Genomic DNA, 14789 nt, shown 5'->3' on the forward strand with positions numbered 1-14789 from the left:
CAAAGCCCATAATGATGCTTTCACAACACTTGCAATCGGACTGTTGTTTAAATAGAAAATTTAATACAAGGAGCTTCAAAATGTCGAAAAAAATGGACCCTCGCGTCATCAGAACGCGCCAATTATTAAGAGATGCACTAGTGGCATTAATTGATGAACAAGGCTATGAAAAGATTACGGTACAAGATATTACACAACGGGCTACATTAAACCGTGCCACTTTTTATTTACATTACCGTGATAAATTAGACCTTCTCTATCAAAGCTCAGAAGAAGCCTTGCATGAGCTTGTAAGTAGTATCCATCCACCCTTCGAAGAGAAGAAGGATTTTGATTTATTACCAAATTATGACCAGCCACATGAGACATTTATGCATTTATTTGAACAAATAGCGCTGAATAGTAAGCTATACAAGGTCTATCTCACAGAAAAAAATATCCCTTATTTCTCCGATGGTCTTAAAGACATTATTATCAATTTTGTCTCGAGCGGCATTCAAATGATGGAGCCTGACGACCAAAAGCTGACCGTGCCGCGCGAAATGGCCGTCCGTTTTTATGCAGCCGCCTTTCTTGAAGTAATCGTCTGGTGGTTAGAAAATGATATGCCCTATACCCCCAAATTTATGGCGACCCAGTTAATGCGTATTACCATTAAAGGCCCTTATATTGACAACCCTTTTGAAAGATAAAGCAGAACACCAAATTTCAATTAACAACAAAAGGTAATCACAACGCAAATGTGATTACCTTTCTCTATTTGTCTCGAAAGTTATACGATTTTCATGTTTAATTCTCTAGTAGGGTTATAGAATTGTAACCATTTATCCGCTTCACTAACCATCCACGTTCCAAATTCATTTAAAAACAATAACAAAACGTTCGTATCGATTATGGGTGTTATTGCATATTCAAGTGCCCTTCTCATGTCGCTTTCCTTGTCAGGGAAATATTCTGAGAACCGTTTGTAGGCGGGGAATAAATCCCTTGTATAGGTGTTTTCCTTCGTTATGACAAGTGCAAGTCCTGCTCTTACTATAATTTTCATAATCCACTTACAACAATCTTTAATATCCTCTCTATCCGAATTATCTTGAAGATCATCACAGGCATTTTTTATTTGCCCCTGCAAATGAATAAGGTGGTCATTCGCTAAAGCCTCGTTCGCTTTATATCTTGGTAATCGAGGTATTAAATCCTCTCCAAAGACACATATACTATGGGTTTGGAGGATGAAACTAATGATTGAAAAAGATGTCGTATTTAAAATATCTTCTTTACCGAATACACTTAGCTCAATCCCATCTACACAATGATGGTTTTGAGTTAACGCTTGTTCTACTTCTTTTATCCGCTTTACCTGCTGTTTTTTAGGCTTATGCTTCGTGACCGCTATTGTGTCTAAGTCAGCTACTCCTTCAATACCTATACCCTTTGGAATCGATCCCCTTATATAAATGCTATGTAAGTCATCTTGGAGAAGGGTGCGATAGGTATGAACCACATCGTTGATGACAGCAAGAAAAATAGGGTTGATTTTATTCCAATCTGCATGATTAATAATGTATCCATCACTATCTGTCAGACATAAGCTGCCAATTTCTTTTATAGTCGTCATTACATCGCTCCTTTTAGGTGACTGATTTACTTAAAAATAGGATAGCATGTCCTATACAAACACACTATCCTACTTTCATGTTGGAAGTCCTTTGAAACTATCAGCATTTACTTTTCTTTAAATTCAAATTCAATTTTTCCTTCTACCAAACGGAGGGCTGCATTAAATTGTTTGCCATTCTTTGATTTAAAGCCTTTCATCATAGCAGTTTTCCCACTCTTACATAAATCATGGATGTTTTTTTCCGTTAGTTTTTTTCCTAATAGCCTTTGTGGGAACGTTTGCTTACAACCATTTTTATAATTCGAACATCCGTAAAAGCTTTTACGCAAGCCTATTTTCCCTTCCTTGCATGCTGGGCACATGGCAATATCTTTGACCACGGCTGGTTTAAACTGCTCTGTTTCAATTGTCAGTGACTCTAACTGTTTAGGCACCTCTGCTATTAGTTGATGAATAAACTTGCCTATGCTCTCAATAAAATGCTTGGCAGAGCCTTCCCCCTTACCAATTTTATGTAAGTAAATTTCCCATTTAGCCGTCATGGAAGGACTTGACAGTAATGTTCCTTCAATTGCCTGACATAAAAGCTGTCCTTTCGGTGTAATGCTCACGATATTTTTTCGTACTTCAATAAATCCATGCTTCTTAATCGTCTCGATAATGCCACTTCGAGTTGCTTCCGTCCCAATCCCTTCAATCGATTTCAGCACCTCGATTTCCTCTTCATCCTCAACCGATTTACCACAGGTTTTCATCATCGTAATGAGTTGACCTTCTGTATAGGGCTTCGGAGGTGTTGTCGTGCCTTCTAAAATAGCAATCTTACTTTGTACCAGCTCATCTTGGAAGACAACAGGTAAAGACTCCTCACGCGCCTGCACCCCTGTCTCATTTGAAAATAATTCTTTCCAGCCTTTGACAAGCTCTGTTTTCCCTACTGTTTTAAACTCTACATTTTTGACATTCGTGATAATCGTTTTTTCATCGTATTCATAATCCTGATGAAACATAGCGAGTGTCGTATTGAGGATTTCAAAATAAATATTTCGTTCATCAGCATTCATGGATTGCAACGCTTTGGCGGTCGGTATTTTTTTCGTTGGAATTATCGCATAGTGCTCCCCAACATTGGCACTGTCGACATAGCGCTTGTTCTTCCCTCTATTGATTGGCTGAAATGCTTTTCCCACAAGCTGCTGATAGTTTCCTAATGATTCATTTAAATAAGCAAACTCATTATGTGTAATGAGCTGTGAATCGGTACGTGGGTAAGAAACGAGCTTTTTCTCATAAAGTGATTGCGTAAGTTTCAACACATGTGATGGACTGTATTTCCAACGTTTATTGGCAGCCGCTTGTAAAGTTGATAGCGCATGTAGTTTAGGCGGTGCCATCCGCTTCGTTTTGTTCGTGACACTTGTAATGAGACCTGTATCATTCGGTTCAATCCCATGCTGTTGCAATAACTGCACTGCCTCAGCCCGCTCTTTTGTCTTTAGCTTTGCCTTCCCTTTATATACACCATGTTGAGCTTTAAATACCCCTTCGATTTCATAAAATTTTTCAGGCTTGAACTGTTCAATTTCCTGCTGTCTTTTATAAATTAAATAGACGGTTGGCGATTGTACTCGTCCGATGGAGATACTGCCCTTGAAGCCCTTTTTCTGCAACAGTAGCGTATAGAGGCGACTACAGTTCATACCTACTAGCCAATCGCTAATTTGACGCGTTTTAGCTTCTTGGTACATAAGCAAATCACGCTCATTACCTTGCATATGATTAAAACCTTTTCGGATTTCCTCCACTTCTAATGAATTGATCCATAATCGTTTAACTGGCTTATTTACTTTTGTCATTTTCAAAAGGGAGTAGAAGATATTTGAACCCTCACGTTCACTATCACAGCAGTTATAAATCATTGTTACTTGGGGATCACTAAAGATTTTTTTGACTGCATTGAATTGTGGATACATTTTAGAGACCACTTTATCTTCAAATTTTTGCGGAATGATCGGTAATGAAGCAAGCGACCACTTCTCCCATTCCTTTTGATATTCTTTCGGCTCCTTTAATTCAACAAGATGACCAACCGCCCAGGTAATAACTGCACCATGAGGAAAAGTAGCACAAGGTTCCAGTTCAATAAAGGTTTTCTCTTTTTGCTTCACTTTAAAGGCGTCTGCATATGCTCTTGCTTGAGATGGTTTCTCTGCTAATATAGCAATTTTCCCCATTAATCATCACATCTTCTTTACAATATTTTAGTAGCTTTTCTATAAAAACATAAAACTCAACTAATCAGATTAGTTGAGTTGATAGTGAAATACCTTACTACTATTTTACTTTAAACCATATAAAATAGCACTTACTAAAATCTTTGACCTCTTAAGCAAATTATAAAGAAGCAAAAATTTTCTTTACCCATTCAAGATACGCTCGCATATAGTATTCCTGCTTAAAGCCATGATTCTGGTCCTCTGCTACTATCACAGTCACATCCGCGTCTGCGTTTCGTGCAGATTGGATATATTCCTGTGGACCTTTTACCCCGATTGCTAAATCCTTTGTCCCATAAGCTATAAACTGAGGTATATGAGCTGTTCTGAAATGCGTAGATAAATCTGTCTGCTGCAAGAGCTCTTCACGTTTTTCTGGATTTCTGACATCTTCATCATTAAAAGAAGCAAAGAGCATGGGCACATTATAGCGATACGTCAATGCAGGGTAAATCATAGCAGCAGATGCTACTTGATCATCAACAGCATCAATGGCATCAGGCTGATAACTAGCAGGAAACAGATTTTCTCCCTGAATAAGGTTAATAAAGCTACCCGTTTGATAGCCTCCAGCACTAAAACCTATTAAACCAATTCGATCTGGATGGAGACCATAATCATTGGCATGATAACGTAGAAATCGGACGGCACGCTGAACATCTAGCTGTGGAATAGGCCACTCATAGGGATTGGAACGATAGTGGAGAACGAATGCATTAATACCTGCTTTATTTAATGATGCAGCTACTTCCTTTCCTTCCGCTGTTCCTCCATCCATTTCCTTAAAGCCATAACCACCACCTGGCATAATAATGACGGCACTGTCACTGTTCGCTACCGTATAAGGAATCAGATAGGGCTTATCTTCATAGGTTGATTTTTCATAGCCCCCTTCAATTTCATAGACATAGGTAAAGGTATCAATGGCCGCTTCATTGTCTTTATAGTCTTCTCCCACAATGCCAGTGGAAAATTTGAATGTCGCCAAAAGTCTGTTAGGATTGCCCTTAATATTCATATCGTCAAGTTTACTTCCCGAATGATTACCTGCCACTTCTTCTCCCCAAATCTCCACCTTGTCTTCAATATCCGCAACTGGCTTGCCTGGTTTATTTCCTAACGGATTAATCACAAGAATAGCGTATCCAACCCCCATAAACAAAGTCAGTATAACTAGAAGGATTCCTGCTATTTTGGCTATTTTCTTCGCTACCTTCATCATCATAACCCCCATTAAATTTACTTATGTATCGTTTACTATTTATTATCTCGGGTAAAGGATTATTAACCTTTAGCTCATTCTTTAGCAAATAACGATTGAAGATCTTGTATAGCATCAATACAAGGTTGTATTCTTCCATTTTCTAAAGGATTAAAGTGACCCTTTAGAGGAAGCATGACGCATTCCTTACTAAAAAAATGCCACAAATTTTTTAAAAACTGCATACGTACCTTGTAATGACGTAAACTATAAAAACACAACAATAATTCTTTCGGAATATGAGTTAGGTATTGTAAAAAAGAAGGAGGGATACGATGTTTGATGAAGCTGCATATTTTATTTTTAGAGCACTGTTAATTTTAACTGTTTTGGTTGTTGTGGTTGGAATCCCACTTGGTGAAACACTGATTAGAAAAAAATAAAACTGCATCTAAATGGATGCAGTTTTTGATTTTTATCCTACTTTGTGTCGGTAATAGATTTTGGGATTGTTGAAATAATGAACTATAATAGAAGTCTTAAAATGGATTTTCACCTTTTATAAAAGGAATAAAAACTACATAAATTGAACCAATAAAAATGAGCCAAAAGAGTACGGATGTACGTCGCTGTTTAAAGATATTACTTTCCTGAAAAATAAAAATACCGACAATCAACGAGTATAAGACGAATAAAATATACGATAATCCAAACCAGTTTACCCATACGTTACCTGTAAATTGAATTCCAAAATTCTCGTATATAGGTCTTAAAATATAAGTTGTAAAAAGTAAACCAATCGATAGAATTACAATGATTTCGAGTAAACTAAGTACAACTTTCTTCCATTCATCCAAATAAATTACCTCATTTCTTCTGACAACATGAAAATATAAACCTGCGTAATGGTACAAACAAAGTTGCAATGTTGTTTAAGTAGAAAAAGGCTCTACTCCATATTAAAGTAAGTCCGTTAAAACAATAGTAAAACACTATTATCCACCTTAAGGAACTGTATTACTCATAACCGTCACAAAGCCGTTCAACGAGGCTGTATCAATTAATTGAAGTATTCCCAGTCTTGCGGTATCACTGTAGACATACCAATGATTTGCAGTAGTATCATGCACCAAAACTCCGCCCAAGTCCCCCGTGGAAAAATAAATATCAAACCGTTTGATACTGTTCGAGTCTTGGTCTAAAAAATCAAATTGCGCAGTTTTATCATAGTCTCCTACTGGAATGGGATGAGAATCCCAAGGATTATAAGTAGGTGCTTCGATTTTACTTCCATTATTTTTTATAAAAGTATGATAAATAGCTTCGTTATAACCATTCCCATTGATTTGCTGTACGACTCCGCCTAATGTCATATGATATTCGTATTGCAATGCTTTTACTTTTATACCATCAATAAAGAGAGGCTGTGTCTCAACCGTTACTGTACCGTTTTTGTAAGTGATATTGCTGCCAAATGTTTCGGCAAGAAAACGCATCGGAACAAAAGTACGATTATTCTTCATATATGGCTTTACATCAAGCGTTTCTGTTTTACCGTTTTTCACCACTTGATTACGATTAAGTTTTAGTGTTACCTGTATATCGTTTTTAGTAAGGGTGATTTGGGCATCCGTCCATACAACATTTACCCCTAAATTTTCACTAATTACACGTAAAGGAACCATTGTCCGATTACTTTTAACTTCTGGATTTACATCAGATGCAATTGTAACACCGTCAACTTTTATTTGAAAATCGGCTGCATATGCCGGTGACGAAGTCATGATTAGAATCAACCCAAGAAAAATTCCTGAGAACACTTTTTTCAACATTGAACACTCCTTTTCTTAAAACTCACTATTCTCCCCAAAAATACATTCCACTAAAATATTTTACCATAAAAATCCACCTATATCGTTAAACTATCCTGCTCTTTATTCAATCTACATGACCTATAAAAGAAGACGCGTTTCGAAATAAACGCGTCCGATTGTTAGATAAAGATACTGGTGAAAATTAGAGTTGATGTCCTTTCTAAAAACCTAATAAATTCCCCTACTAAAGGCTGGCTGCCAAATTCCTTGGGCATTTTTCTCCATACCTAGCTCTGTTGGTCCTTCAAGTGAAATAAATTTTACAACACCTGTTGTATCTGTTTGTTGCTCAAACTCCGCATGTTCTAGCCCAGCAAAGAGGTTTGCAATAATAAGGCGATTTATTTCCTTTGTAAACAACTCCTGACGTACGATTTTCGTTTTCTCATAATATCTTCGAACACTTTCTGTTTCTTCGTTCTTATTTGTTGTAAACAATGCTTCATATGTTTCATAATCTTTTTCAATATCACTCAATAAAAACATTTTAGTAATCGCTTGGGGTGTCATATTTTTTAACTTTTCCATATTATAATCCGCTTTAAAGGCATCAAAAACTTGCTGCTCCTGTTCAGACAATTCAAATGTTAGTTCAAAATTTTGGAAGCCTACGACCTTACCGACTAATTGCCCCTCACTAATTTTCATAATCGTATGGCCTTCGTCACTATCATAAACAACCATTTCTTTTTCTTTCGCAGAAATCGATTTGTCATTGAATGGCGCTGGTCTTGTTCCAAAGTTATGAAAAAAATAAGGGTTTTTCAATGGGTCATTGATATCCTCTTTTTTTATTTGCTCATTTAATCCATGTACTTTTAATGGGGTATCCTCTACTAAAATTTGCCCTTGCTTCATTGTTACATGATCATTCCCTAATCCTAATACAGTTGAAACGACAAGCCCATCCGTTCCATAAAAAGCAATATAATCTCCATACGTAATAGGGGCTTCCTTATCGATAATCATGGGTAAAAAATGCAGCATCCATTGTTTTCCAAGTAGATGGGCATATTTAGGTTGAATGATGTCTAACGAAGAAACATCATCGACAATCGGTAGTAGCTCATTTTGCTGACTTGCGGTTTGTAGGTTATTCTTTTGAGAAAACTCAACGAATAGCATTAACCCAATAATGAAACAAGCTGCAATAGATACGGTGACAACCTGCCAGTTAAACTTTCTTTTTATGGGTTTCTTTTGCAATATACGTTGCTTGATGTCGTTTGTAAATGGGGCATCTTGTCGCAATTCTTCTTTTAGCTTGTCTTTAAATTCCTTCATAAAATATTGCCTCCAGTTCCGGATTTGTTTTCAACAATTCTCTCGCTCGACGAATCCTTGTACGAACGGTGTTTTGTGAGACGTTTAATAAACTAGCAATTTCAGAAACATCAAATTCTTCATAATAAAACAGTACAATGACTTCCCTATAATGAAGTGGTAATGCAAAGACAATTTGCTTTAAAGTTGCAAAATCTTCAGTTGCTATATATGTTTGCTCTACGGAGGGTTCAGTTCTACCTAGTGGTAAAAGCTTTGAAATAAATGATTTTCTCTTTTGTTTACGTAGTTCATCGTGACAGCAATTAATAGCGATACGGGTTAAATACGTTTTCAATGAAGCATCTTTTCTAAAATCGTCTTTATGTAATAAGTACTTCATGAGTACGTCCTGTGTAATCTCCTCTGCAAGCTGAAAATCCTTCATATATAAATAGCTAAGATGATACAAATATTCACCATATTGTTCTACGATTTGTTCCAACAACAACTCACCTCGTTTCAATCCTACTACTTAGACGCTCGTTTTCTAAAAAATTGTTCAATCTCCTGGAAATATTTTAGAATAGCCTTTTTATCAAGATTGCAGTAGTATGCAATGCACTTCTAGATGATGCAACAGTACCTATGTATTAGATGGGCTTACTGATAATGGCCCTTTTCATGAAGAAAGACGCTTTCCTATTATTTCAGAAAAGCGTCCGAGAAGATCGTTATTCAACTTTACCTATAGTTCGTTCAAGAAGGACTGTTCTTTTTTCGATTTGTTAAATAAATCTATTCTTTCTTTTATACTTTGATTCTTACTAGTATCCCACCATTCAACGACCACATAAATCTCATGTATATCTTTCAGTGTAATAAAGTCACCATTTTTATTGATGTATGGCCCTGCAATAGCACCAGTTGTATATTCTGCTATATTCGTCTCACCAGTAACTGAATCAGTATGAACTACTGAATCATCACTCTCGATAACCACATGCGTTTCAAAGTGGAAGAAATCTGTCATATACGTATTGACGTTTTTCATTTTTAAGGTCCCAAATCCTGCTTTAAAGTCTTCTGGTGTTATAACAATCTCATACCCAGTTAGATTCCAGCTTTCACTTTCACCCATCAATAATAAATAATAAGTATTACCACTTTTTTGAGCATTGCAGCCAGATAGTACAAAGAACGACAACATCAAATAAATGCAAGGCACTAAACCTTTTATATATTTCTTCATTCAATCCCCCTTATAACATTCCTTCTATAAAATAAATATCTAATTCCCAAAAAGAATGCTATTCAACTCTTTAAAGAAAAAGACACGTTCCTATATTAACGCGCCCTTTTCTGGAATAAAAAATGAGTTACTAACTATTCATAAACTTTTGTAGGCAACTTGAACGATTTGTTGTTCACCATTCTTCTCAAAAATCTTATATTTTTCCATCCCGATTTTTTCCGCAACTTTTTGGGATGGGATATTTTTTAAGGTCGTGTATGAAAATATTTCAGAATAGCCCAGAACATTCCATGCATATTCCTTACAAGCAGATGCCGCTTCTGTCGCATACCCCTTATTCCAATACGCTTTAATAATGTGAAAACCGATTTCAGGTAACCATACACCGTCAATGTTCTGCATGGTTATTCCACAATCACCGATAAATAGATCTCCTTCTTTTAAAACAACTGCCCATAGTCCGTGATTATATTGCTTATAATTTTTCTCATTCCATCTGATCCAATTTTTAACCTCTTCTTGATTAAAGGGATGAGGGTAATATTGCATAGATTCGGGGTCGGAAAGCACTTTTGATAATTCATGATGATCGTCCATTTTTAACGCTCTAAGGTATAATCGTTCCGTCTCGATTATCTTCAAAATACCCACCCTTTGCTTTTAATATATTTTGCTACAATATTTCATTTAGAAATGTGCAGTACCTGTTTTTACCCATTTGAAGCCAAAATTTTACCCAAAGTAATGATGGACACACCAAACAATAAGAAACAGACTTACTATCCCCCAAGCAGTGGTACTCCATATCCACCAAACTACAGATCTTGCTTTTGATGAATTTCCCTCTTCTTCCATATTCAATTTTATAAAAGCGACCTTACTTTCCATATCTTTTTTCATAGAAGCGAGCACAACAAATCCAATTATTATAAAACCAATAGTTACCCAAAGTAGTAGGTCCACCTTTACACTCCCTTTATAGAATTGAATTTCACCGCAATTTATTATAATAATTAGATTCTACAAAGATCACAATATACCTTGTGTTAATTCAAGTGCGTTTAAGTATATCATGTATTAAAATGCTGAAACTTAAAGTGCCAGAAGCTTTGTTTGGAAACTTTACTTAAAAGAATGTTATTCAACAATTGGACCCAATGTTAAGATAAACACGCAAATGTAAGATGTATTGCTTTACTCAACAATATGACCCTTAAATGAAAAGGAGCAAAATAGATGGCCCTATCCCTCACTTTGCCTGCTCTATCCATCACTTTTCACGTTGTATCCGCTACTTTTCATGTTTTAACCGCTACTTTAGAGCCTATTCCTCACTTTGCCTGCTCTGCCATTTGAGTGGTTGAACTAGAGTCATAAAATAAACCGACCCAATGGATCCGCCAAGTGCAATTAATTGCATGTGACGCTTACTTAATTCCCGCTTTAGTTGTGAATCTTGATGATTATCTTTCATAATGCTTACTCCTCATACGTTTAGATTTTCAAATACTTGTTCAAAAAAGGAATAAATCAGAACCACCAGTCTAACTGGTGGTTTGCTCTACGCGTGAAACGCTGGGGTACTGGCCCATGTCTAAAGACACACTGAAAGGTCCGCCAACCGCACTCCGTTTTCACGCTACCACTAAAGTGGTTTTATTATTTTCGCTTTTTTGCTTGTATTTCTTCTCCTGTAAATGGATCAATGAATTCTTTCATGGTCATTTGATCCTCAAGAATATCCTCTTGCAATTGATTTTTTATATATTCCTGTATGATTTTTCTGTTTCGTCCTACTGTATCTACATAATATCCGCGACACCAAAACTTCCTATTTCCATATTTGTATTTCAGGTTCGCATGCCGATCGAATATCATTAAACTACTCTTCCCTTTCAAATAACCCACAAACGATGAAACACTTATTTTTGGTGGAATACTCACCAACATATGAATGTGATCAGGACAGGCTGTGGCTTCAATGATTTCTACTCCTTTTCTTTCACATAACTGGCGAAGAATTCTACCTATATCTGCTTTGATTTGTCCATAAATAATCTGCCTTCTATATTTTGGCGCAAAGACGATGTGATACTTACAATTCCATGTCGTGTGTGCTAAACTTTTATTATCCATTTGGAGCCCCTTTCGTACGAAGTCGGTTGACCAGACCTGATTTCATTGTACGGCTGGGGTTTTTTTCTTGTCCATAGCTAGAAGCTCTTTGGAACCCCTCGCATAGCAAGGGGTTTTCAAAATATACAAAAAAACGCCCTTTTGGATTAACCAAAAGGACGATTCAACTCGTGTTACCACCTTTAATTTATAAGCAATTCACATTACTTACCTTAAGAAGTACGGTCATTTGACGATACTCTCGCACATGATTACGGGTGTATGATCTTTTCGGTACAGAGCTCCAAGATGAATTCTCACTCGTTTTACATGCACCTCTCATCAACCGGTAGCTTTCTGTTCGTAAAAATAATTGATACTATTTTTTTCATAGCCTTTGTTCTAGCCATCTCACGAGAAAGAGTAGATTTTCGCTAAATAAAGCGCCCGATTGTAAAAAGGCCCAAAAATTACCATTCTCTTCATTACACTCTCTGAAAACCAAAAATATATTTCAATCATACGAACAGGCAACGAATATCTTACTTTTTGTTCTTTTGATATACAATAAAAGTAAGGCCATTTAATAGCAATGTAAAAATGAGAAGAACTGCTGTGGCTATCACGACTGCACGTGTCGTGTCCATGAGTGCCGTCCAATCCTCAATTTTTACTAAATGATAATTATAAAACATCTGAAAACTAATTGAAATAGCGCAGGCACTGATGCTGAGAACGGCAAGGATGCCCCAATTAGAATGTTCATGTTTTTTATTTCCCATTAGATAAATAACCGGAAGTATCCAAGCGATTATTCCTAGTAAGAGACTGCCAATATTAAGCCAACCAATCATAACGAATCCCTCTTTCTATTTGTATTGCCGTTTAACAATACTTAACGGTAAATTGTAGGAAAGGTTTCAAATAACTGTATTATTCAACAATATTGCCATTTAAAAGAAAAAGACACGTTGATAAATAAACGCGCCCAATTGCCGAAAACTATTATTCAATTAAAACTACCATTATAAACTTTATCTTTTCGCTTCATTTGTATATGCGTAAATATTTTCACTATTAATATACCAATTATTCCACCAAGTATATTACATAACAAGTAGATACCATCTACAGATCCAATGTTCCTAGGAACTAAACTAAACGACCCTAATAGTAGACGTAAAAGCTCTATACCTAAACAACACAATATCACTAGAAAAATGGCTTTATTTCTATTTTTAAAATGGAAAAGAACGCATAAAAATATCCCTAAAGGAAGTAATAATAAAAAATTATAAACTATAGCTGAATAGCTCCACAAATACATATTGAAGTGGATACTATCAAAAATTCCAAACCAATCATTAGCTGTAATAAAACTCCTACTTTTGTCTGCTGGATTTAGAGGTAAAAGTGTTATTCCCCCTACTTTAATTTGAAGTAAACATAGTAAATAGAAGAAAAAGCTATATAAAGTAACGCGTCTTTGATTAGGCTTGATTTCTTTTCTAAAGTAATCAAGAAATACATCTATAAAAATATAGACCAACAACACTAAAAATCCGAAAGGAACAATATTATATAGAACATAGTTTGTATGCAAGTAAACACCTCCCAAATTCTGTAACAACTATCATTTTACTTATTTTAACAATGTTAGTCAAAACCATTTTTCCATTTAGATGCTTTTAATGTCATATATAAAAAAACACCCCCATAGACCACCATATCTATAGGGGAAAAAACGGTACGATATTAGTATGAAGTTTAGTAGGTTACCTCGGAATCTTTTCGCTTCGGAGTAAGTGCAGTAAAAAGTGCAATTAAATTAGGTGGAATACTAAATAATAAAAATAGCCAGTTTGTCGTCAGGATCGAGATGATCGTGAATACAATAATGGACGTAATGAAGACGAATAGGCCCACCTTCACACGCGAGGGCTGTAACGGGGCTGCGCTGGACATATTGATGGTCAAAATAATCCCAATGATTCCCCAACTCGCTACGTGTGTTAATAAAAGGATACCTAAAACCATAGCAGTGCTTAATTCAATTCCAAAATTGAGTAACGTAAAGAAAACATACAGCGCTCCTAATGTCACATACCATGAATAGGATCTCGCCTTTTGCCAAATATGATAGTACAGCTCGTCTAAACCTCTTTTTTTTCTAGCTTTCTGTCGCCCGAACCACCATCCAAGAAGTCCACCAATCACTCCCCCATACAATCCAATCATACCCCAGATATTAATCTCCATTATTCATTCTCCCCTCTTCAAATATAAACACTTCTTCAATTGTGCTATTGAACGCTTTGGAAATGTTGTAGGCAAGCTCTAAGGATGGATTGAATTTGCCTGATTCAATAGCAATGATCGATTGCCGTGAAACGCCAACTTGTTTCGACAATTCTTCCTGCGTAATCTTGTTCAATTTTCGTAATTCTCGAATTCTGTTTTTCATAATGCCTCCTTTATAAATGTAAAGCAAACTATACATTTAATGTTAAGTAAAGTTTACTTTACATCACTTCGTATGTCAAGCAAACTTTACAATTTGATTTTTAGTTAGATGATATGGCAATGTCGAGTAAAGAACAACAAAATTCTATTACTATGTACTATTTTCGGAAAATTTGATAAATTAATAGTAAGGAATGTTTTGAGCGTTACAAAAAGGAGGTTATTCAAATGAGTAAAAAAGAGCTCTTGCAAAATGGAGTCAATCAGGTTTTTTACGAAGAGGAATGGTACCCACCGTTATCAGAAGCATTAAAGAATCTCACTGCTGCGCAAGCTAGTTGGCAACCAGAAGGAAATGCTGCTAATACGATTTGGGAAAATGTAAACCATTTATTAATCTTTAAAGAGCGCTTACTTTCTCGCTTACATAAAGAGGAGACATTTGTTGCTCCACAAAATAATGATGAAACGTTTGTCCAAGGCGGTGCTCATGATGAAGATGCTTGGCAAGAAACAGTGAATCGAACCCTTCACGTACATGATGCCCTACAATCTTCATTAGCATCCTTGCAAGAAGAGGCATTAGATCAACCTAGTCCCGCTCTTCCAGTTTGGCAACAATATCTAAATATCCTTTTGCACGACGCTTACCATACAGGACAAATTGTTCAACTTCGTAAACTACAAGGTTCATGGCCTGCTAAGCGCTCCTACTTATAAA

The 14789-nt window shown here is 36.1% G+C and carries 18 protein-coding genes; 2 read left to right on the forward strand and 16 right to left on the reverse strand.

All coding sequences use genetic code 11. The annotated features are described in order from the left end of the window. Positions 1 to 80 precede the first annotated feature (80 nt). A complete protein-coding gene (locus tag ACMGGO_RS13115; RefSeq protein WP_009371039.1) occupies positions 81 to 692 on the forward strand; it encodes a TetR/AcrR family transcriptional regulator in 612 nt (203 codons plus the stop codon). Positions 693 to 772: 80 nt separating this feature from the next. Here ACMGGO_RS13115 and ACMGGO_RS13120 read toward each other — a convergent pair whose 3' ends face one another. From ACMGGO_RS13120 to ACMGGO_RS13195, 16 genes are all read right to left on the reverse strand, one after another. Next, positions 773 to 1618 carry a nucleotidyltransferase gene (locus ACMGGO_RS13120; protein ID WP_374806151.1) on the reverse strand — a complete coding sequence of 282 codons (846 nt, stop codon included), beginning with the start codon at positions 1616 to 1618 and terminating at the stop codon, positions 773 to 775. Between the two features lie 107 nt (positions 1619 to 1725). Beyond that, on the reverse strand, positions 1726 to 3855 hold the full coding sequence (gene topB, locus ACMGGO_RS13125) for a type IA DNA topoisomerase (protein ID WP_374806153.1): 2130 nt from the start codon (positions 3853 to 3855) through the stop codon (positions 1726 to 1728). A gap of 160 nt (positions 3856 to 4015) precedes the next feature. Beyond that, on the reverse strand, positions 4016 to 5116 hold the full coding sequence (locus ACMGGO_RS13130) for an alpha/beta hydrolase (protein WP_374806154.1): 1101 nt from the start codon (positions 5114 to 5116) through the stop codon (positions 4016 to 4018). A 521-nt stretch (positions 5117 to 5637) separates the two neighbouring features. After that, positions 5638 to 5955, reverse strand: a complete 318-nt coding sequence (locus ACMGGO_RS13135) for a hypothetical protein (RefSeq protein ID WP_374806155.1) — start codon at positions 5953 to 5955, stop codon at positions 5638 to 5640. A gap of 147 nt (positions 5956 to 6102) precedes the next feature. Continuing rightward, a complete protein-coding gene (locus ACMGGO_RS13140) occupies positions 6103 to 6927 on the reverse strand; it encodes a copper amine oxidase N-terminal domain-containing protein (RefSeq protein WP_319840457.1) in 825 nt (274 codons plus the stop codon). A gap of 213 nt (positions 6928 to 7140) precedes the next feature. After that, on the reverse strand, positions 7141 to 8256 hold the full coding sequence (locus ACMGGO_RS13145) for a hypothetical protein (protein WP_374806156.1): 1116 nt from the start codon (positions 8254 to 8256) through the stop codon (positions 7141 to 7143). Continuing rightward, entirely contained in the window at positions 8243 to 8740 is a 498-nt protein-coding gene (locus ACMGGO_RS13150; protein WP_016994968.1) for an RNA polymerase sigma factor, read from the reverse strand. Before ACMGGO_RS13150 ends, ACMGGO_RS13145 begins: the two co-directional genes overlap by 14 nt. Before the next feature lie 243 nt (positions 8741 to 8983). Continuing rightward, complete coding sequence (locus tag ACMGGO_RS13155) at positions 8984 to 9487, reverse strand: hypothetical protein (protein ID WP_374806157.1); 504 nt, start codon at positions 9485 to 9487, stop codon at positions 8984 to 8986. Between the two features lie 138 nt (positions 9488 to 9625). Beyond that, complete coding sequence (locus ACMGGO_RS13160) at positions 9626 to 10132, reverse strand: GNAT family N-acetyltransferase (protein WP_374806158.1); 507 nt, start codon at positions 10130 to 10132, stop codon at positions 9626 to 9628. A 90-nt stretch (positions 10133 to 10222) separates the two neighbouring features. Then, entirely contained in the window at positions 10223 to 10453 is a 231-nt protein-coding gene (locus tag ACMGGO_RS13165) for a hypothetical protein (RefSeq protein WP_374806159.1), read from the reverse strand. 361 nt (positions 10454 to 10814) lie between these two features. Beyond that, positions 10815 to 10964: a hypothetical protein gene (locus ACMGGO_RS13170; RefSeq protein ID WP_158651944.1), complete on the reverse strand. Its 150-nt coding sequence runs from the start codon at positions 10962 to 10964 to the stop codon at positions 10815 to 10817. 185 nt (positions 10965 to 11149) lie between these two features. After that, on the reverse strand, positions 11150 to 11626 hold the full coding sequence (gene tnpA / locus ACMGGO_RS13175; protein ID WP_115673398.1) for an IS200/IS605 family transposase: 477 nt from the start codon (positions 11624 to 11626) through the stop codon (positions 11150 to 11152). Between the two features lie 521 nt (positions 11627 to 12147). Beyond that, a complete protein-coding gene (locus tag ACMGGO_RS13180; RefSeq protein ID WP_054548778.1) occupies positions 12148 to 12459 on the reverse strand; it encodes a hypothetical protein in 312 nt (103 codons plus the stop codon). 155 nt (positions 12460 to 12614) lie between these two features. Continuing rightward, positions 12615 to 13208 carry a VanZ family protein gene (locus tag ACMGGO_RS13185; protein ID WP_281216586.1) on the reverse strand — a complete coding sequence of 198 codons (594 nt, stop codon included), beginning with the start codon at positions 13206 to 13208 and terminating at the stop codon, positions 12615 to 12617. Positions 13209 to 13372: 164 nt separating this feature from the next. After that, positions 13373 to 13864 carry a hypothetical protein gene (locus ACMGGO_RS13190; RefSeq protein ID WP_279494690.1) on the reverse strand — a complete coding sequence of 164 codons (492 nt, stop codon included), beginning with the start codon at positions 13862 to 13864 and terminating at the stop codon, positions 13373 to 13375. Beyond that, a complete protein-coding gene (locus ACMGGO_RS13195) occupies positions 13854 to 14069 on the reverse strand; it encodes a helix-turn-helix transcriptional regulator (protein ID WP_279494689.1) in 216 nt (71 codons plus the stop codon). Before ACMGGO_RS13195 ends, ACMGGO_RS13190 begins: the two co-directional genes overlap by 11 nt. A 227-nt stretch (positions 14070 to 14296) precedes the next feature. On the opposite strand from ACMGGO_RS13195, the gene ACMGGO_RS13200 reads away from it, so the two are divergent. Next, positions 14297 to 14788: a DinB family protein gene (locus ACMGGO_RS13200; RefSeq protein ID WP_288580617.1), complete on the forward strand. Its 492-nt coding sequence runs from the start codon at positions 14297 to 14299 to the stop codon at positions 14786 to 14788. The last annotated feature ends 1 nt before the right edge of the window (position 14789 follow it).

This window comes from Lysinibacillus sp. BNK-21 (genome assembly GCF_048684915.1).
Lineage (GTDB): Bacteria > Bacillota > Bacilli > Bacillales_A > Planococcaceae > Lysinibacillus > Lysinibacillus capsici.